Origin of the sequence: Clostridium sp. CF012 (assembly GCF_018861755.1) — a bacterium.
Classification (GTDB): domain Bacteria; phylum Bacillota; class Clostridia; order Clostridiales; family Clostridiaceae; genus Clostridium_AD.
Map to the genome: position 1 here is coordinate 113,392 of NZ_JAHLEF010000010.1, position 19,488 is coordinate 132,879.

General features: G+C 31.4%; 17 protein-coding genes. 9 read left to right on the plus strand and 8 right to left on the minus strand.

What is annotated here, in order from left to right:
• Nucleotides 1-95: 95 nt before the first annotated feature.
• The 8 genes from KPL50_RS11780 to KPL50_RS11815 all read right to left on the minus strand — a co-directional run bounded on the left by KPL50_RS11780 (nt 96) and on the right by KPL50_RS11815 (nt 9,800).
• Entirely contained in the window at nt 96-824 is a 729-nt protein-coding gene (locus KPL50_RS11780; protein WP_216298662.1) for an HAD-IB family hydrolase, read from the minus strand.
• 17 nt (nt 825-841) lie between these two features.
• Nucleotides 842-1,426: a 5-formyltetrahydrofolate cyclo-ligase gene (locus KPL50_RS11785; protein WP_216298663.1), complete on the minus strand. Its 585-nt coding sequence runs from the start codon at nt 1,424-1,426 to the stop codon at nt 842-844.
• A 641-nt stretch (nt 1,427-2,067) separates the two neighbouring features.
• On the minus strand, nt 2,068-3,285 hold the full coding sequence (locus KPL50_RS11790; RefSeq protein ID WP_253200580.1) for a DUF1343 domain-containing protein: 1,218 nt from the start codon (nt 3,283-3,285) through the stop codon (nt 2,068-2,070).
• Nucleotides 3,286-3,569: 284 nt separating this feature from the next.
• Nucleotides 3,570-4,565: an ABC transporter ATP-binding protein gene (locus KPL50_RS11795; protein WP_216298664.1), complete on the minus strand. Its 996-nt coding sequence runs from the start codon at nt 4,563-4,565 to the stop codon at nt 3,570-3,572.
• Nucleotide 4,566: 1 nt separating this feature from the next.
• The gene (locus tag KPL50_RS11800; protein WP_216298665.1) at nt 4,567-5,619 is read right to left on the minus strand and encodes an ABC transporter ATP-binding protein; all 1,053 of its coding nucleotides are present in this window, start codon (nt 5,617-5,619) and stop codon (nt 4,567-4,569) included.
• Between the two features lie 12 nt (nt 5,620-5,631).
• The gene (locus KPL50_RS11805) at nt 5,632-6,915 is read right to left on the minus strand and encodes an ABC transporter permease (protein WP_216298666.1); all 1,284 of its coding nucleotides are present in this window, start codon (nt 6,913-6,915) and stop codon (nt 5,632-5,634) included.
• Nucleotides 6,916-6,919: 4 nt separating this feature from the next.
• Nucleotides 6,920-7,849 carry an ABC transporter permease gene (locus KPL50_RS11810; protein WP_216298667.1) on the minus strand — a complete coding sequence of 310 codons (930 nt, stop codon included), beginning with the start codon at nt 7,847-7,849 and terminating at the stop codon, nt 6,920-6,922.
• 118 nt (nt 7,850-7,967) lie between these two features.
• Nucleotides 7,968-9,800 (minus strand): ABC transporter substrate-binding protein, encoded by a 1,833-nt coding sequence (locus tag KPL50_RS11815; RefSeq protein ID WP_216298668.1) that lies wholly within the window; start codon nt 9,798-9,800, stop codon nt 7,968-7,970.
• A 350-nt stretch (nt 9,801-10,150) separates the two neighbouring features.
• Between KPL50_RS11815 and KPL50_RS11820 the strand changes: the two genes are divergently transcribed.
• From KPL50_RS11820 to KPL50_RS11860, 9 genes are all read left to right on the plus strand, one after another.
• Nucleotides 10,151-10,357, plus strand: a complete 207-nt coding sequence (locus KPL50_RS11820) for a hypothetical protein (protein WP_216298669.1) — start codon at nt 10,151-10,153, stop codon at nt 10,355-10,357.
• 165 nt (nt 10,358-10,522) lie between these two features.
• On the plus strand, nt 10,523-12,103 hold the full coding sequence (locus KPL50_RS11825; RefSeq protein ID WP_216298670.1) for a sodium-dependent transporter: 1,581 nt from the start codon (nt 10,523-10,525) through the stop codon (nt 12,101-12,103).
• A 670-nt stretch (nt 12,104-12,773) separates the two neighbouring features.
• The gene (locus tag KPL50_RS11830) at nt 12,774-14,354 is read left to right on the plus strand and encodes a sodium-dependent transporter (protein ID WP_216298671.1); all 1,581 of its coding nucleotides are present in this window, start codon (nt 12,774-12,776) and stop codon (nt 14,352-14,354) included.
• Between the two features lie 227 nt (nt 14,355-14,581).
• Nucleotides 14,582-14,995 carry a hypothetical protein gene (locus KPL50_RS11835; RefSeq protein ID WP_216298672.1) on the plus strand — a complete coding sequence of 138 codons (414 nt, stop codon included), beginning with the start codon at nt 14,582-14,584 and terminating at the stop codon, nt 14,993-14,995.
• A 327-nt stretch (nt 14,996-15,322) separates the two neighbouring features.
• Nucleotides 15,323-16,849 carry a transposase gene (locus KPL50_RS11840; RefSeq protein WP_253200581.1) on the plus strand — a complete coding sequence of 509 codons (1,527 nt, stop codon included), beginning with the start codon at nt 15,323-15,325 and terminating at the stop codon, nt 16,847-16,849.
• 21 nt (nt 16,850-16,870) lie between these two features.
• Entirely contained in the window at nt 16,871-17,023 is a 153-nt protein-coding gene (locus tag KPL50_RS11845; RefSeq protein ID WP_216298674.1) for a hypothetical protein, read from the plus strand.
• A 167-nt stretch (nt 17,024-17,190) separates the two neighbouring features.
• Entirely contained in the window at nt 17,191-17,586 is a 396-nt protein-coding gene (locus KPL50_RS11850; RefSeq protein ID WP_216298675.1) for a NusG domain II-containing protein, read from the plus strand.
• A gap of 24 nt (nt 17,587-17,610) precedes the next feature.
• Nucleotides 17,611-18,123 (plus strand): Gx transporter family protein, encoded by a 513-nt coding sequence (locus tag KPL50_RS11855; RefSeq protein ID WP_216298676.1) that lies wholly within the window; start codon nt 17,611-17,613, stop codon nt 18,121-18,123.
• A 475-nt stretch (nt 18,124-18,598) separates the two neighbouring features.
• Nucleotides 18,599-19,360: a helix-turn-helix transcriptional regulator gene (locus KPL50_RS11860; protein ID WP_216298677.1), complete on the plus strand. Its 762-nt coding sequence runs from the start codon at nt 18,599-18,601 to the stop codon at nt 19,358-19,360.
• The last annotated feature ends 128 nt before the right edge of the window (nt 19,361-19,488 follow it).

Sequence of the window (19,488 nt, forward strand, 5' to 3'; positions counted from 1 at the left end):
GTTCCAACTAAAAAAACTACTATATAATATTATATAGTAGTTTTTTTAGCAAATCAAAGGTTATTTGGGAGAAAAAGCAAGAATAAATGGATATATTATATTTTAATGTGTTCTGGGCGTAGATTATATACCACATCTTTTCTTTCAAGTATTATATTAATTTTTTCTTTTAATCCATCATCCTCTAGAATCATTAGTAAAAGTTCTTTAGTAGGGTTAATTACTGTAGGATTGCTAATTAACTTTAACATATTGTAATCCCCAGAAGTATCTCCATAAGCATAACTCTGCTGCAAATCAATATTATATTTACAAACGAAATTTTCTATGGCAGTTTGTTTACTAACGCTGTCCCACATAGGAATAATTTTACCCGTATAAATATTGTTTTCATTCAATACATACTTTGTTCCAATATAATCATCAAAACCGTATTTTATAGACATTTCCCGTACAAGTTCAATGGGGCTACCTGATATGGTAATAATTATATGACCCTGATCCTTATGCCATTTAATTCTATCACGGGTGTAGGTGTAAACTCTATCTCCCTTTTGCTTTATTATTTGGCTAGCAATAAATTCAATTTGACAGCTATGAAGACCAATTATGGCTTCACTATATATATCAGCCATTTTGAGTAGGTAATTATCATAATTTCCTATTCTCTTATCCCATTTAACATAAAAGGGTTTTACTTCTTTGTACCATTTATCATTTTCTATAAGTTCGCTTTTGATTAATTTTTTAAATACCTCTGTAATTAAACCTTCCCTATAGAGAGTACCATCAATATCAAAGAAAGCAGCTATTCTTTTTTCCAAAGGGTTCACCTCCAACACTAGTATAATTTAGTTATTATTCTTTTTTCAGTGATTATGAAATCTAAAGGCACATCATAAACACCTGTGGGGATTTCATTAATTACTTGATAATCATAAGCTATACCTATAGTAGAGGTGTTTTCCACTCTTTTAGGTAAGAACCTATCATAATAGCCTGCACCAAAGCCTATCCTATTGCAATGCTCATCAAATACTACGCCAGGAACTATGATTAAATCTATATCCTCCATACAAACTTTTTTTAATAAATCATGTTTTGGCTCCATAATACCAAAAGTAGATTTAGTAAGATCATTCGTTAGATTATTTATTTCAAAAGGTATTATTTCTCGCGTCGCATTTATACAATAGGGTATAATTACTTTCTTACCATTATCTAAACACCACTTAGCAAGGGTATATGTATTAACTTCATTACCGAAACTTAAGTATAACATAATATTTTTGCAATTTATAAATTCCGGTAATTCCATAATTGTTCCAATAATTTTATTACTAAAAGCACTTACATTTTCAACCTTCATGCTTTTTCTTTGAATAAGCATATTTTTTCTTAAATCATTTTTAAGATTATTTTCCATAAATACCTCCAACAATTATAGTATTATAAATATAGCAATTCATTTTGGTATAAAATTTTTATACTCAATAAAATTTATGTAATTATAACATATGTTTTTTATATATGCAATTTGCAGAGGCTAGTATTATTATGTGTTATCTTTGAAAGATAATCATAAAGCATTAAAGCTTGGTAAAATATTATATGAAAAAAATGGCAAAGTGGACTAGTTAATTCTAAATTTTATGTATCACATGAAGGTATAAACTAAGAGTCTGTAAAACTCATTATATACTATCTATCACACTTCTACATGCTTTCACCTTCATGATTATAAATGTAGAAGAATTCTATGTCTGAAACATTTTAGTTTTATGGTGAGATCTTATTATGAACTAAATATTTTTTCTTGGATTATGCTAACAAAAAGTATATGTTGCGCAGAATGCATTCGAACAAGCTTTAGTAATTCACAATTTATTTTATTTGCAGGTGCGTAAAGAAAATCGCATGTTTGAGCGATAGCGAGTTTGCGGTTTTTAGCAACTGTAAATAAAATAAATTTTAGAATTACTTAGCGACGTGAGAGCATTCCAGCAATATATACTTTTTAGTTATAGCATAATCCAAGAAAAAAGCTATTGCTTCGAATTTAGATTCTTATTTATAAATTAAATACTTTTGTCTTTCTATTTTAAATTCCTCTAAAGCAGTTTTGTAGGTGGCTTCTATTTGCTGTGGGGTATATCCTTTTTCTAAATAGGTTCCCATCTTATCCGAGCCCATGATTTTATCAAACATTATAATGGTTTTACCACTTTTAGGTACTTTGAAATTATTTAATGAATGTGCATATGCGAGAACGTATATGCCTGTTTTAGCTGGGTTAAATTTATGATAATCAGTTATTTGAAGTTTTACACCACCAGAATCGACCTTGGTCTCAGGGATAAATTTTACTCCAGGCAAATTAGCGTCGTTTAATAATTTTGCATATTTATCTGAGTCAATACCAGTACCACCTATCCATTTAAAGAAATCCTGTTGAACTATAGAAGTGCCTTCTCCAATACCAGTTGCAGAATAACTGAAAACTGAATCAATATCTGGCATGCGTGGAGAACTTTTAATCCATTTTAATTTCGTATCTTGAAAAACCATATCCCTACTATAGCCTTCCATAGGAACAACGATCAGGTCAGCGCTGATTTTACGATTGAAAAAATTAGCTAACTCACCAGCTGTCATTCCATGAGATATCGGTAAGTTATCTACACCGACAAAGGTCGTATATTTATCCTCAAGTATGGGACCATCAACAATTTGTCCACCTATTGGATTTGGTCTATCTAAAACAATAATCGGTTTATTATATTTCGCAGCAGCTACCATGCAGTAGTTTAATGTGGACATATAGGTATAAGAGCGTGCGCCGATATCTTGAATGTCAAAAATAAGTATGTCCACTTTTGATAGCATGTCTTTAGTAGGCTTTCTTGTATCTCCATAAAGGCTATAAACAGGAATGTTTAAGCTAGGGTGTATATAAGATTTTACATAGTCACCGGCCTTAGCTTTTCCATCAATACCATGCTCAGGACCATATAAGGCTGTTAAGCTTGCAGATTTATAGTTAGATAGTAGTGTGATTATACTTTCACCACTGCTATTTGCGCCAGTCTGATTAGTAATAAGACCAATTCTTTTGCCCTTTATAAGTTCACTATGTTTTGTGAATAATAATTCATCACCAAGTTTAAAACTAGGTGTTATATGAGGGGTGAAAATGGTAGATGGTAACTTACTACCTTTTGAATCTAAAATTAAGAAAATGCAGGTAAATAGTAAAAGTATTAATAGTTTTAAGCTACGTTTCAATATGAAAGCCCCCTTGCTTGTTTCTGTTGTTAGATAACAATTATATAATTGATATCTAGGTATCAAATAATACTATAAATTGATTATATTTTATTTTTATAATTTAGTATATAAAAAAGGAGTTTCAGTAGAAATAAAGCACTATGAAAACTTATTCAAATGCAATAAGTTTTTATAGTGCTTTATTTCTAATTTGTGGGAATATATATTTAACTTCAAATTTTCATCATTTGACACAAAATCTATTAATTATTGAAGTTATAGCTTCTTTAATAGTTTTAAGATTAAAGTTTTTTATCATATAAATGGCATGCGACAAAATGTTCTGGTTCTATCTCTACCATCATAGGTCTATTTTCGCGACAAATCTCCATAGCTTTATTACACCTATCAACAAACTTACATCCAATAGGAGGGTTTATAGGACTAGGAACATCACCTTCAAGCACTATTCTTTGTCTAGTCTTTTCAATAATTGGATCAGGTAGTGGAATTGATGAAAGCAACGCCTCTGTATAAGGATGAAGTGGTTTTTTGTATAATTCATCACTTTTGGCAAGTTCTGCTATGGAACCAAGATACATTACTGCAACTCTGTCTGAAATATATTTAACCATTGAAAGATCATGTGCAATAAACAAGAATGTTAAACCATATTTTGTTTGTAATTCCTGAAGTAAATTTACTACCTGAGCTTGAACAGAAACATCTAACGCAGATATAGGTTCATCACATACGATAAAATCAGGATCTACTGCAAGAGCACGAGCTATTCCTATTCTCTGTCTTTGCCCACCACTAAATTCATGTGGGAATCTATTTGCATGCTCCCTATTAAGTCCAACCAATTCTAAAAGTTCATCAACTCTTTTCTTTCGCTCTTCTCCATGGCTAAGCTTATGAATATCAATACCTTCTGCAACAATATTAGATACAAGCATTCTAGGATTTAAAGAAGCATATGGATCTTGGAAAATCATTTGTGCTCTTCTATTATATTCCTTTAAATTTTTTCCTTTTAGGCTATGAACGGATTTACCTTCAAAATCAACAGTACCTGCTGTAGGGTTATAAATTCTTAAAATAGTTCGCCCACAGGTAGATTTTCCACAACCGGATTCTCCTACGAGGCCTAGTGTTTCACCCTTATAAATATCAAAACTTACATCATCAACAGCTTTTAAATATTGATTTTTTTCTACAAGAAAATATTTTTTTAAATTTTTTACACTAAGAAGTAATTCTTTTTTATCTAAGTCAACTTTATTTAATTCAACCATTTTAAATTTCACCTCTCTTTTCAATAGATTCCTTTGCTGTTATAAAAAGATAAGGTGCATTTACTTTTGGAGCATCAGGATGGTTTAACCAACAGGCTGACCCATGTCCCACACTAATAATAAAATCAGGAGGCATCTTTTCCCTACAAATTTTCATTGAATACTCACATCTATCTGCAAATGGGCATCCAGAGGGAGGCGCAAATAAATCTGGCGGTGTACCTTCTATTGATGATAATCTATTTTGAGTCTTAACAAGATCAACCCTTGGAACTGAGCTTAAAAGCCCCCAAGTATATGGATGTTTTGGATTATAATATAACTCATTAGTATCTGCATACTCTACGATTTTTCCACCATACATAACCACTACTCTTTGTGAAATATTAGCAACTACACCCAAATCATGAGTAATCATTATAATAGAAGTATTTATCTTTTGCTGTAAATCCTTCATTAATTCCAATATTTGCGCTTGGATTGTTACATCCAGCGCAGTTGTAGGTTCATCAGCAATAAGAAGCTTAGGATTACAAATTAATGCAATTGCAATCATAGCACGTTGACGCATTCCACCAGAAAACTGATGTGGATATTCGCTAATTCGCTGCTGTGCATTTGGTATTTGAACTAACTTTAACATATTAAGTGCTACCTTATGGGCTTGTTTATTTGTAAGGGTGCTATTATGCGTCCTTAACCCTTCTACTATTTGATTTCCAATTGTCATTGTAGGATTAAGAGAAGTCATCGGGTCCTGAAATATCATACCAATCTGTTTACCTCTAATTTCTCTCATTTCTTTTTCAGACTTAGCAATTATATCTTCACCATTAAAAATAATTTTTCCGCTTTTAAAACGCGCAGGTGGCTCTGGGTTAAGTCTCATTATAGATTTAGCTGTTACAGATTTACCACAACCTGATTCTCCAACAATAGCTAGTGTCTCTCCTTCAAATAATTCAAAGGAAACGCCGCGAACTGCTTGAATCTCACCTGCATACGTATCAAAAGAAACATACAAATTTTCCACTTCTAATATCTTTTTTCTCAAGTCAACAACCTCCTATTTCCTCAATTTAGGGTCAAGTGAATCTCTTAGTCCATCACCAAGCATATTAAATGAAAGCATAATTAAACATAAAACAATTGATGGTATTATAAGTAAATGAGGATATTGATAAAAAATCTTTGCTCCATCATTAACTAGAACTCCGAGAGATGCATATGGCGCTGGTACGCCTAAACCGATGAAACTTAAAAATGCCTCTGCAAATATCATCCTAGGAATCATCATAGTCATGTTAACTATAATTGGCCCCATACAATTTGGAATCAAATGTTTAAAAATAACTCTTTTCGCATCTGCACCTAGAATTTGTGATGCAATCACATATTCACTGTGTTTTAATCTTAAAACTTCTCCACGAACTAATATTGCAGTTCCCATCCAGCTTGTAAATGCAAGTACAATTGTAATAGGTATAATTCCTCTAGGCATTACAATGCACAATAACATAATATATAGCATATCTGGAATAACCATAATAATTTCAATAATTCTCATCATTATATTATCAGCTCTTCCACCAATGTATCCAGATATTCCTCCATAAACAACACCGAATAACACTGTAAACAACACTGATACTATTGCAATAAGGAAAGAAACTCTTGAGCCTTCCCATAACCTAGTAAATAAATCTCTACCAAGATCATCGGTTCCAAGCCAATATTTACTGTTGAACTTTTTTTCACCTTTTGTTTCTAGAGTTATATTGTTATGACTTATTTTGAAGGTGACTCCTCTAAAATCTGGGTCTTCTTTTAAAATTTTTTCTGCTTCAATATTTAATTTTTTTATAATTGAATCCCAATTATCTGATGCTGTTGTTGTTATCTCTAGTTTATACTCCTTTTGATCTCCTTGATATGACTCCTCAGATTTATCACCAATATAAAAGCTTAGCCTTCCAGATTGGTTTTTCAATTTAACATTTTTAAATTCCAATTTTGTTTTTCTAAGGTTAGGCTTATATTTTCCATAGGAAAATACAGAATTAGAAACTAACTTTAAACTCCTTTGATTTGAAAGAATAAAGGTTTGGTCTTGTAGCTTTAAGTTTTGGATTCTATAAGTATGTCCATAAAGTGATTTTGAAATCATTGGGCCAACTATTGCCATAATAATTAATACAACTAAAATCCAAAAGGATATTATAGAGGGCTTGCTCTTTTTTAATCTCCTAAAGGCATCTTGTATATATGACATACTTGGGCGTGTTATATTCTGAGCAGCTACTAGGTTCTTACCAACATGTTCAAATTGATCCTTTTCAATTTTATCCATTTAGCTATTCGCCCCCCTTACTTGATACCTTAAGTCTTGGATCAACTAATCCATATGCTATATCAACCAAAAGAATAGATAATATTATAAGCACTGCATAGAACAGTGTTATACCCATAGTCATAGAATAATCCTGGTCTGTGATGGTGGATACAAAATATCCCCCAAGTCCTGAAACAGCAAAAACATTTTCAATAACAATAGATCCTGTTATAATAGCTGCAAAGGATGGTCCAAGCACTGAAATAACTGGCATTATAGCATTGCGAATTACATGGCTCCATACAATTTTAGAAGTGGATAATCCTTTAGACTTTCCAGTCAGTATATAATCTTGCCCCAGTACTTCAAGGGTTGTTGAACGCATTAATCTAGCTACAAAGGCTAGAGTACCAAGACCTAAAGTAAAGGATGGTAAAATCATAGAAAGTTCACTGCTGGTTACGGTAACTGGCAACCACCCTAAATTCACGCCAAAATAGTAGGCAAGCAGTGGTCCCATAACAATACTTGGAACGGATACTCCTACAATAGAGATAAAAATTATAATATAATCTGGCGCTTTCTGATGTTTTAAGGCTGCTATTATACCAAAAAGTATTCCGAAAATAGAAGAGTATGCCATGGCCCTCCACCCTAAAGCAAAGGACTTAGGAAAACTATTTTTAATAACTTCAGATACTGGACGATTAACGTATTTATAGGAAAGTCCAAGATCTCCATGAACTAAGTTATTCATATATTTTAAATATTGCTGGGAAACAGGTAGATCCAATCCATATTTTTGTAATAAAGCTTGTCTTAATTCAGGTTTCAGTTTCTCATTATGAAAGGGGTCTCCTGGTAGCAATTTCATTAATGCAAAAGTTATAGTTGCTATGCATAAAATTGTGATTATTGCGTAAAGGATTCTTTTTAAAATGTATTTAACCATTCTTTAACCTCCTCTATATAGGAAAATACTAAGTTACCCATTTACCTATTAATAAAAGGAAAGATATACGTTTAAATAACATATATCCCACCCTACCTATTAATAATTAAAATGTAATTTACTTACCGCTCTCACTATTCTTCTTTGTCATATCTACATTAGCCCAATAAAAATCTACGGTTGGGCCAGCGCCTCTAATAACAACTCCATTTAAATAATCCTTAAATGTGGTATGAAGTATTCTGAAGTATTGAGGTGCAATAACCATATCAGTCATTAACATTTTTTCAGCTTCATATAAATAGCCCATTCTTTTTTTAGAATCAGATTCATTTTTAGCATCATTAATTAATTTATCATATATAGGGTTATTATATTTACCATGATTATTTCCATTTTTTGATTCAAATAAATCAAGATATGTCATTGGATCCATATAATCAGGTCCCCAACCACTAGCACAAATACCAAATGTTCCTGCCTTCAATCTAGATAATTTATCACCCCATGCAACTGGTACAAGATTAATGTCAATTCCAATTTCTTTTAAATCTGATTGTAACTTTTCGCCTTGTTTCTTAGCAATATCAGACTGATTTGTTAAAACATCTATAGTAGGTAATTTAGCTAGTTTTAGCTCTGCTAGCCCTGCTGCCAAAGCCGCTTTAGCTGCATCCTTTTGATTATCTTCAATTAAAGTCTTGCCATTTTCCTCACGGAATGGTTTACTAAGACCTGGGAAGAAATCCGGAACTACTGCAAGTGCAGCCAGGTCGCCTTGTGTAACATTTTCAACTAATCCCTTACGGTCCATAGCTAAAGATATAGCTTTTCTAATATTAACATTAGAGGTTACTGGATTGTTAAAATGGTTAAATTCAAGATAGAATACAGTATAATCAGGCATATCAATTAAATCTTGGAGTTTGTATTGGTCGAGCACTGCTTTATCTTGGAATGTCTTCAAATCATTAGCTTGAATTGCTGAACCGTCTAAAGCACCTGTCTTTAAAAGATTTGTTCTTGTAGCAACATCAATAACAACTTTCAACTGAATTGTATCAATTTTTATATTACTCTTATTCCAGTAATTTGGGTTTTTTTCTAAAGTAAAGCTATCCTTATGTTTCCATTCTTTAACTATCCATGGTCCATTACTGTTTAACCCTGCAGCTTCAAGAGTGTAGTCACTCTTATGATCATTGTAAAATTTCTCATTTACAGGACAATAAACAGAATTAGCAGTTAATCCCACAAAGTAAGGGCATACCTTTGAAAGTTTAATTTCAATATTTCCATTATTCTCTTTTATTCCAACCTTTGACCATAAATCTTTTTTCTTTGCATCAAATGCTGTTTTTAGATCTGCTGGCATTGCCTTTAAAGCATCAGTAACTTTAGCAGCCAAAGCTGATTTTTTATCTTTGTCATTTTCAGCATCTCTGCTATCAACTAAAGCTTTAAATGTAGCATTTGCTTCTGCATAAAAACCTTCACTAGTAAGATCAGCATAATCTTGAGCTCCTACAATGTAATCAGTGATCATAAATCCATACTGACTGTTTCCATCAAGTGCAAGCTTCCATCCAAAGAAGAAATCATTTGCAGTAACTACTGTTCCATCAGACCATTTTGCATCTTTATTTAGCTCAAAAGTGTAAGTATTGGTTGCGGAATCTAAACTCCACTTTTTAGCAACTCCTGGTTCGTATTTACCTTCTTCTTTACCAAAACGAACTAAACTTTCAATAAACATATTTGCAATCTGAAAGTCAGGTGATCCGGTCATCTGTTGTGGGTCCAAGGTTTCTGGTTCATCTACAGTATAATAATTTAAAACTTGTGGTGCTTTGTTCTCTACAACTTTAGGTTTTTTTGAACATCCAGCAAGTACATTTGTAGATACAAACAAAGCTATTAGTAAAGACGCAACTAACTTTTTCTTTTTCAATATATAAGCCCCCCTGTTTAATTAATTAAAAATCAAGGTATTTTTATATAATATGACCATAAAAACTTTTATATGTTAATTTACAATGGATTCTAAGAAAATTTATATTTATGTGAAGGTTATTGTTATTAAAAAAATTCTTATATATAATGTAATAAATTCCTTTAAATTTTTAAAAAACAGTTAGGCTCTAGTGAATAATCATTAAATATAATCACAGAAGGTATTATGTTACAGAATAATAGATTGAATTAAAAATTATAAATTGGGAAGTCTATAACTATAATACTTACGATACTGGAGTATTAATAATTGCTCAGTATTTGTAAGACGTATAGGGAGGATTATCCATGGATTATTCAAAAGTAAGAGAAGTTAATGGAATAGACCACGTTGGAGATGTGCCAAGTGCAAAAAAAGGAATAATAGATTTTCTTTCTGGTGAGGACATATATAAAGACTCTATACCACAAGATAGGCTTAATTCCTATAAAAAAGGGCGTGAAATAGCAGTAGAAATTGAGAATATATTAAATGGAGATCAAAGGGCTTATTAGTATTAGATGAATTTAATATTTTTCAAAAAGTAGGCACAGAATTTAAATTCTGTGCCTTTATTTGTTTTATTTAAGTTTGATAATATATTTGTAATAAATTTGTAATTTGTAAATATATTATAAATAATTCATATATTATTAATAATACCAAAAGGGAGGGTAACAATGGTTGAAAAACGAGAAAATTGGGGATCGAAAATTGGACTTATTCTAGCAATGGCAGGAAATGCAGTCGGACTTGGAAATTTTTGGAGATTTCCATATCAAGCTGCAAAATATGGTGGCGGAGCGTTTATGATTCCTTATGTAGGAGCACTTATTTTAATAGGAATTCCGTTAATGCTTGTAGAATGGATGATGGGAAGACTCGGTGGAAGATATGGACATGGTACTGTAGGTTTTATGATTTATATTCAATCAAGGGATAAGATTAGGCCTAAAAGAGCAATTATTTTAGGTTCTATATGTGGAATGATAGTTATTGGAGTTACACTACTAGTAAATTCATATTACAATCACTTGATTGGATGGACATTAGGTTATGCCTTTTTATCTGCCACTGGCGGGTACGCAGATAAGGCTGTAACCACAGCACAATTTTTTACGAAATATATACAAAGTCCTGCTTATGTTTTTACTTTCTGGCTCATTAGTCTATCATTTTTAGCATTTGCAGTTACAAGAGGAATTGAAAAGGGCATAGAAGCTTGGGCAAAACTAATGATGCCTGCTCTATATATATTTGGAATAATATTAATTTATAAAGCATTAACTATAGGATCACCAGTTAATCCAGATTGGTCTGCTATAAAAGGACTAGATTATCTTTGGTCTCCAAGATGGGGAGATTTAAGTTTTAAAGGAGCACTTGCAGCAGCAGGTCAAATTTTCTTTACACTATCCCTGGGAATGGGAATAATTCAAAATTATGCTTCTTATTTAAAGAAAGATGATGATATTGTAACTTCAGCGATGACAACAGTATCTTTAAATGAATTTGCAGAAGTAATACTCGGCGGAAGTATTGCAATACCAATTACTTATGCATTCATGGGTGTAGAAGGTCTAAGCGCAGGAGTAGGGCTATCATTTATATCACTACCTAATATTTTTAGAGTTATGGATGGTGGTAGGTTACTTGGAACACTATGGTTTATGATATTATTCTTTGCTGGATTTACTTCAGCTATTGCAATGTATAATTACTTAGTAACAATATTACAAGAAGGCATGGGCATGGCAAAGAAGAAGGCATCTTTCTTAGTTTTCATAGGATATGTAATAGTTGGATTACCAGTTGCTTTGGAGCCAATACTTACGAAAACTGCTGAACTTGCTTATTTTACAGAACTTGATAACTGGGTTGGTACTTATTTACTGGTTGTAATGGGTCTTATCGAAATAATTGTAGCTGGTTGGCTCATGAAAGATAATCCACTGGACGAGATAAATTATGGATCTTATTGGAAAGCACCAAAATGGATATATAGTGTAATGATTAAATTTGTAACTCCTTTAACAATAATAATTATTTTAATTGGATCAACGATATCATACATTCAAGAAGGATATTTTAAAGCTATACCAACTTTTGTAGCAAAAACACCGGAGTTAATTCCCTGGGTAAATGGTGCGAGAATAGTTCTACTAGTTGTATTTATCATTGGCTTTATTGGGACTTACAAGAGTTTAAAAGCTATTTATGGTGAAGAGATAGTACAAAATAAGGTTCTTATAAGAAAGTAATAATCTAAAAGTGGAGTTGATAGCAATTAATGCTTGTTATCAACTCCAGACAAATATAAGGAGGTATAAATATGACTGGTCAAGCGTTGGGATTCATGCTGGTAATGTGGGTTGCAATAGCAGCTTTATCAATCGCCAGTTTAACAACAGTGTTAAAGCATAGCAATAAATAAGAAAAGAGTGAATAGGTGTAGAAACAAAATTCTGCACCCTCTTTTGATGTCTTTACACAAATTTGAAAACAAAGCTACAGAAAATAGTAGTTTATGAGAAGGAATAGAGGGAGAAGATATCTGTACTGATTTAAATGAAAAAAAATAATGATAGAAAATTCTGATTGTTAAAAAAAAGACATTCTAATGCGTATTTTTTTCTTATTTGAAATTTGTTGCTGAAAAATTTACTCCATCTATTTTAAAAAAAACTTTATTTTTTTTGGAAAATACACAAAAATTTACTGGTATGACTAGAAGTGTATATGTAATTAATATTTTAGGGTTTTCAATACATATGTTTGTTAATGTAGTATAGAGTAATATATTAAAAAGGAAAATGAATAATATTTAACAATGCTTGCAATATTCTGAAAAGTTTGATAATATATTAATAATTTATAAATAATTAATATATTATTCACGCCTTTCAATAACAATACAGAGGAGGACTAATAATGAAAGAAAAACGAGAAGAATGGGGATCCAAAATTGGATTCATTCTAGCAATGGCGGGAAACTCAGTTGGACTAGGTAATTTTTGGAGATTCCCATATCAAGCTGCAAAAAACGGTGGCGGAGCTTTTATGATCCCTTATGTAGGAGCACTTATCTTAATAGGAATCCCATTAATGCTGGTAGAATGGATGATGGGAAGAATTGGTGGAAGATATGGACATGGTACTGTAGGTTTTATGATTTATATTCAATCTAGGGACAAGCTCAAGCCTAGAAAAGCAATTATATTAGGTTCTATATGTGGGATGATAGTTATTGGGGTTACATTATTGGTAAATTCATATTATAATCACTTGATAGGGTGGACATTAGGCTATGCATTTTTATCTATCACTGGTGGGTACTCTGACATGACAGTAACCACAGCACAGTTTTTTACTAATTATATACAAAATCCAGTTTATGTATTTAGTTTTTGGATCCTTACTTTAACAATTTTAGGGTTAGCAGTTACAAGAGGAATTGAAAAGGGTATCGAATCTTGGGCAAAACTAATGATGCCTGCTCTATATATATTTGGATTTGTATTAATTTATAAAACCTTAACAATAGGATCACCAGTTAATCCAGATTGGTCTGCTATAAAAGGTCTAGATTATCTTTGGACTCCAAGATGGGGTGATTTAAGTTTTAAAGGAGCACTTGCAGCAGCTGGGCAAATTTTCTTTACGCTGTCACTCGGCATGGGAATTATTCAAAACTATGCTTCTTATTTAAAGCAAGATGATGATATTGTAGCTTCAGCAATGACAACAGTATCACTAAATGAATTTGCAGAAGTAATACTGGGTGGAAGTATTGCAATACCAATTACTTATGCTTTCATGGGAGTAGAAGGTCTAAGTTCAGGAGTAGGATTATCTTTTATATCACTACCTAATATTTTTAGAGTTATGGATGGCGGTAGGGCACTTGGAACACTATGGTTTTTGATATTATTCTTTGCTGGATTTACTTCAGCTATTGCAATGTATAATTACTTAGTAACAATATTAGAAGAAGGAATGGGTATGGCAAAGAAGAAGGCATCTATACTTGTTTTCTTTGGATACTTAATAGTTGGGTTACCAGTTGCACTAGAGCCAATAATTACTAAAACTGCTGAACTTGCTTATTTCACAGAGCTTGATAACTGGGTTGGTACTTATTTACTTGTTGTAATGGGTCTAATAGAAATAATTGTTGCTGGTTGGATCATGAAAGAAAGTCCATTAGACGACATAAATCATGGATCATTCTGGAAAGCTCCAAATTGGATTTATACTGTTATGATTAAATGGATAACTCCTGCAACAATAATAATTATTCTAATTGGATCAACTATATCATATATTCAAGAAGGATACTTTAAATTAGTACCAAGTTTTGTAGCAAAAACACCAGAGTTAATTCCCTGGGTAAATGGTGCAAGAATAGTTTTACTTTTGGTATTTATTATCGGATTTATTGGAACTTATAGAAGCATAAAAGCTATTTATGGAAAAGAAATTGAACAAAACAAGGTTCTTATAAGAAAGTAATAATTTAAAAGGAAGGTAGATAATAATTGTTATCTACTCCAGAGGAAAACAAGGTAGAACAATTACTAATTGTTTCCTACTCTAAAGGAACACGAGGAGGTAGAAATATGAGTGGTCAAGCGTTATTTTTTATGTTGATAATGTGGTTTTCGATATTAGCTTTATCAATCACAAGTTTATCAACTGTATTAAAAAATAGTAAATAACTAAGAAAAGAGTGAAGATGTATGAATACTTACGAAGCCTTAGCTACAAGAAAAATCTCACTATATTTTACACTGTTATGTGCATTGTTTTTAATGTTATCTTCACAATTTACTGGACCTATTTTGCCTTTACTATTTATTCTTCCAATAATTATGGGATCCATTGGGATGAAGAGAAGAAGGAAGAGTGGGTATTTAATAGGAATGGCAATAATTCCATTAGCTTTCGCAATTTCAGTGCTGTGGATACGATATTCTATTGGTGTTTTTGCTGATAGAATTAACCAACTTGCTAAAATAAGTACAGATTATAATATATCTGTCACAGCAGCTGGAGCGATTACTACAACCTTTTTCTTATTAAGTATTATAATGATTAGTATATCTGGTATATTGTTTGTAAAATTGCGTAGGAATAAAGAACTTTTCACATAACTTTTCATAATTAATAAAAACGCTGATACTTTGATTCAGCGTTTTTATTTTATGCTGAAATTTTCTGAGATTCATGTTACAGAATTTGTGCGGAAAGCCCACTCCTTCAGATGTGGGATGGATAGCACTTGAAGATATTCAAGACAATTATTATAAATAGTAATAAGTGTATAAAAACATTTATAACATATGAAAATAACTCTATTATTCTGTATATTGTCCAAGGTATATGAGAAAAATATTATTAATACCCGACTAATAGTGAGACCATTAAAAAATATGTAAGAACAAAAACAAGATGTTAATGGAATGCGAGGTGGAAATTCAGTGGCAAAAAAAGAAGCTAAGCAACGATTCATATTAAATTTAAAGCTTAAAACAGAAAAATTTGAAGAAGAGATATTGGATAAAAGGTTTGAAATTGGCAGGAAGATTTATAATTCAATTTTAGGTAAAGCCTTAAATAGGTATAATGAGATTAGTAAAACTATAAAATGGAGAAATAATCAATCTGAATTATCAAATATTTATAAAAGTAAATGCGATAAGGAAGAGCTTAATAAGCTTTGTGCTCCATATTTTTATATTAAAAATGAAATGCTCAAAGAATTTAGGCTAACTGAATATTCACTTCATGAAGATGTAAAATCAATGCAACATACATTTAAAGACAATATAGATAGTTTCACTGCTCAGAAGGTTGCATCAAGAGTATGGAAAGCTTTAGAAACAAATCTATTTGGCACGGGTGAACAAGTTCATTTTAAAGGCAAGAATAACCCGTTAAATTCATTAGAAGGCAAATCTAATGGTACTGGGATAAGATATGATATCCAAACAAATACCTTTAAATGGATTGGGTTAGAGATTGAAACAATGCTTAATATAAATAACCAATATGAGATAGATGCTTTGAAAAATAGGATATGTTTCTGTAGAGTTAAAAGAAAATTTGTACGTGGGAGATATAAATATATACTTCAAATAGTTTTAGAGGGAATAGTTCCTGCTAAACTTAACAAGGAGACGGGAGAAATCAAAAATTATATAGGAAATGGAAATTGCGGAATTGACATAGGCATTCAAACGGCTGCCTGTACCTCTGATTATGATGTTAAGCTATACGAATTGGCTCCACATGTACAAAATATTGAAAATGAAAAACGAAGAATACAAAGATTCATGGATAGAAGTAAACGAAGCACTAATCCCAATAATTTTAATGAAGATGGTATGATTAAAAAAGGCGCTAAATTAGAATGGAAATATTCAAAGAAATACATCAAAGCTAAGTATAGGCTTAAGGGCATATATAGGAAACAAAAGGACATAAGAGAGCAAGATCATAATGTAATGACCAATGAAATAGTAAAAAAATGCAATGTAGTCTATGTTGAACAAATGAATTTTAAAGGGCTACAAAAACGTGCTAAAAATACAACTACTGATGAGAAAACTGGTAAATTCAACAAGAAAAAGAGATTTGGTAAATCATTAGCAAATAAAGCACCTAGTAAATTCTTAGAAATATTAGATAATAAGTTAAAAGCTAAAGGTGGAAAATACATTGAAATTAATACAAGGCAAGTGAAAGCTTCACAGTACAATCACTTAAACCAACAATATAATAAAAAGAAGTTATCTCAAAGGTGGAATTATTTTGACTATAATGGTCAACAAATCAAAATCCAAAGAGATTTATATTCTTCATACCTAATAAAAAACGTTAATGATGATTTATTTAGTATAAATCTTGATAATTGTAGCAAAGATTTTGATAAGTTTTTAGAACTACATAATAGAGAAATTGTAAGATTGCAAGGATTAGATAACTTAAGTAGTGTAGGAGTTTAGGATATAATAAAACGTCTTGAAATGGGCGGCATACTACCGATAATGTGGTCAACGGATTGCTTGGTAGTGAAATTCTTAGGGAAAATAATTAGTGGTAATGTCATTCGTAATATTAAAGAGAGTTATTTAGTACCTAAGAACCCCATGCCTTTAGGTGTGGGAGTTTCAGAATAAGAGATTTATTTAAAGTATATATATGGTATAATGTAGTTAAAAACAAGCTGGTAAGGGGGAGATATCATAAAAAGTTCACGTAAAACATGGCATATACTTTTAATATTGTCCACATGTTACGGCGGGTATTAAAGATGATTTTAATTTGACGAATAAGGAGTTTATTTATGAAAAAAGGTGATAAGATAGTTGGAATTGTACTTTTAGTTATTGTTGTAATAGCCTTAGCTGCAGCTTCAATATATAAAATTTCAATTAAGGGATCAGAAAATATTGCGGTAATTAAAAGTGATGGTAAGGTATTTAAAACTATTGATTTAAATAAGGTGGTAGAGCCTCAAGAGTTTACTATAAAAAGAGGTAATGGTCATTTTAATACCATACTAGTTAAACATAATGAAATTAGTGTAAAAGATGCTGATTGTTTACATAAAGAGTGTGTTAAAAGTGGAAAGATTACGCAGCCAGGTGGAATTATTGTATGCTTACCTAATAAGCTTATGATTAGCATTCAGGGAAAACAAGTAAAAGAAAATAATGGCATTGATGCGGGGACATTTTAAGATGAAAAAGATACAGGTGATAATATGAAAAAGACTAAAAAAATGGTTTTAATTAGTATACTCGTGGCAATAGCCTTGGTTATTTATTTAATCGAGGCTCAAATTCCAGTGCTATTTCCAGGGATAAAGTTAGGACTAGCTAATTCTATATCCTTAGTTGCATTAATTTTATTTGGATGGAAAGAAGCATTTTTAATAATGGTTCTAAGAACTTTATTAGGTTCTATTTTTGGAGGTGGTTTATCAGCTCTTTTGTTTAGTTTTGCTGGTGGATTACTTAGTAATATAGTAATGGTATTACTATATAAGTATCTTAAGAATGCACTAAGCCTACCTACAATTAGCGTATGTGGTGCTATTTTTCATAATGTAGGTCAACTACTGGTAGCTGCCTTCATAATTAAAGATTTAAGAATATATTTGTATTTACCGGTTTTACTAATTTCAGCTATTATTACGGGGTATTTTATTGGAACTTTAGCTAGTGTTTTAAAAAATAGATTGGAAAAAATATTAGCATTAGATAAAAGGTTATAGAAAAGGGATAGGAAATTTCTACCGTGACTTGCAAAAGAGCTCGAAACTGGAAATTTCATCAAGGAATTCTAATCTTTTGCTAATATAAAATTCTCTGGCGCTCACATTCGCCGTCCTGGCTCAGGTTCGCTAGCCTTCCTTCCTGGAAGGCTCACGAGAATTTTATATTAGCAAAAGAAGAATTCCTAAATGAAATTTCAACAGTTTTTTCGCTTCTTATTGCAAGTCACTAGGGTGAAATATCCTATCCTATTATTGTTGTGCGTACTGTCAGGCTTACGAGGATTTTATATTCTATTATTATTATTATTATTATTATTATTATTATTATTATTATTGTGCCTCGAAAGGATACAATAACTTTTGAGTGCAAAATTACAATAATTTTGTGATTTTTATATTGTACGTTAAAAACTAAATAATTAATGTGAAATGGGAAGTATTCATATTAGTGTTATAGGAAAGGGAGTTGATTATGATGTATGTATATGCTGGTAATGACCATATTGCTGCAGTTACAGATAAAATTGATGCGGATAAACATAGTCATTTAATGCTTCAAATATCTATTTCCATTCGCCATGAATTTAGTATATCAATAGGAGAAAAACAATTTTACTGCAAGGGCATCATTTTAAGTTCAAACACAGATCATACCTTTTATAGTAATCAAGATGCGCAAATTTTCTTCCTAATTGATAGCTCTTCTATCATAGCAAAACAACTGAATCAGAAATATTTAAGAGGGCAATCGTACTATGTTATTGATGATGAGTCAATAAACTTAATCCAATACATACTTCAGAGGTGCTATCCTATTTTGGATAAAGAGCATTACCTTAAGTTTTATACGCAATTGTTCCAAATACTACAGATAAGCACAGATGCTTATACCGTCATGGACGAGAGAATTATAAGCCTGCTTTCTCGAATTAAAAACTGTACCAATACTGAGCACAGTATTGAAGAAATGGCTAAAAGCTTGTTTTTATCCAAAAGTCGATTATCTCATTTATTTAAAAAAGAAACAGGTATGCGCCTATGCTCATACCTAGTATTGCATAAATTACAAAAAGCAATGTTGTATGTTTTTTCTAATAAAAATAAAACAGAAGCCGCAGTCATGGCTGGATTTGACAGTCCATCTCACTTTGCAGCGGTATGTAAAAAGACTTTGGGAATGTCTGCAAGAGAATTGGACGAAGATAGCGTTTTTTTGAAAGTAAACACATACTAAATATCTTATAATCTAATGATAGTGTTAACTGACTTATGGAAAAACCTAATTGGTAATAATAGGAATTAGATTGCATCTTTGAAAAATAAAGCCTTTGTCTTTCTATCCTTAAACTTATGGAAGTTAAT

What these genes read in the sequence shown, in the direction of transcription:
- KPL50_RS11810 (WP_216298667.1), bottom strand. Translation starts at nt 7,849, where the DNA reads ATGGTTAAATACATTTTAAAAAGAATCCTTTACGCAATAATCACAATT.
- KPL50_RS11825 (WP_216298670.1), top strand. Translation starts at nt 10,523, where the DNA reads ATGGTTGAAAAACGAGAAAATTGGGGATCGAAAATTGGACTTATTCTA.
- KPL50_RS11835 (WP_216298672.1), top strand. Translation starts at nt 14,582, where the DNA reads ATGAATACTTACGAAGCCTTAGCTACAAGAAAAATCTCACTATATTTT.
- KPL50_RS11820 (WP_216298669.1), top strand. Translation starts at nt 10,151, where the DNA reads ATGGATTATTCAAAAGTAAGAGAAGTTAATGGAATAGACCACGTTGGA.
- KPL50_RS11830 (WP_216298671.1), top strand. Translation starts at nt 12,774, where the DNA reads ATGAAAGAAAAACGAGAAGAATGGGGATCCAAAATTGGATTCATTCTA.
- KPL50_RS11850 (WP_216298675.1), top strand. Translation starts at nt 17,191, where the DNA reads ATGAAAAAAGGTGATAAGATAGTTGGAATTGTACTTTTAGTTATTGTT.
- KPL50_RS11795 (WP_216298664.1), bottom strand. Translation starts at nt 4,565, where the DNA reads ATGGTTGAATTAAATAAAGTTGACTTAGATAAAAAAGAATTACTTCTT.
- KPL50_RS11855 (WP_216298676.1), top strand. Translation starts at nt 17,611, where the DNA reads ATGAAAAAGACTAAAAAAATGGTTTTAATTAGTATACTCGTGGCAATA.
- KPL50_RS11845 (WP_216298674.1), top strand. Translation starts at nt 16,871, where the DNA reads ATGGGCGGCATACTACCGATAATGTGGTCAACGGATTGCTTGGTAGTG.
- KPL50_RS11785 (WP_216298663.1), bottom strand. Translation starts at nt 1,426, where the DNA reads ATGGAAAATAATCTTAAAAATGATTTAAGAAAAAATATGCTTATTCAA.
- KPL50_RS11805 (WP_216298666.1), bottom strand. Translation starts at nt 6,915, where the DNA reads ATGGATAAAATTGAAAAGGATCAATTTGAACATGTTGGTAAGAACCTA.
- KPL50_RS11860 (WP_216298677.1), top strand. Translation starts at nt 18,599, where the DNA reads ATGATGTATGTATATGCTGGTAATGACCATATTGCTGCAGTTACAGAT.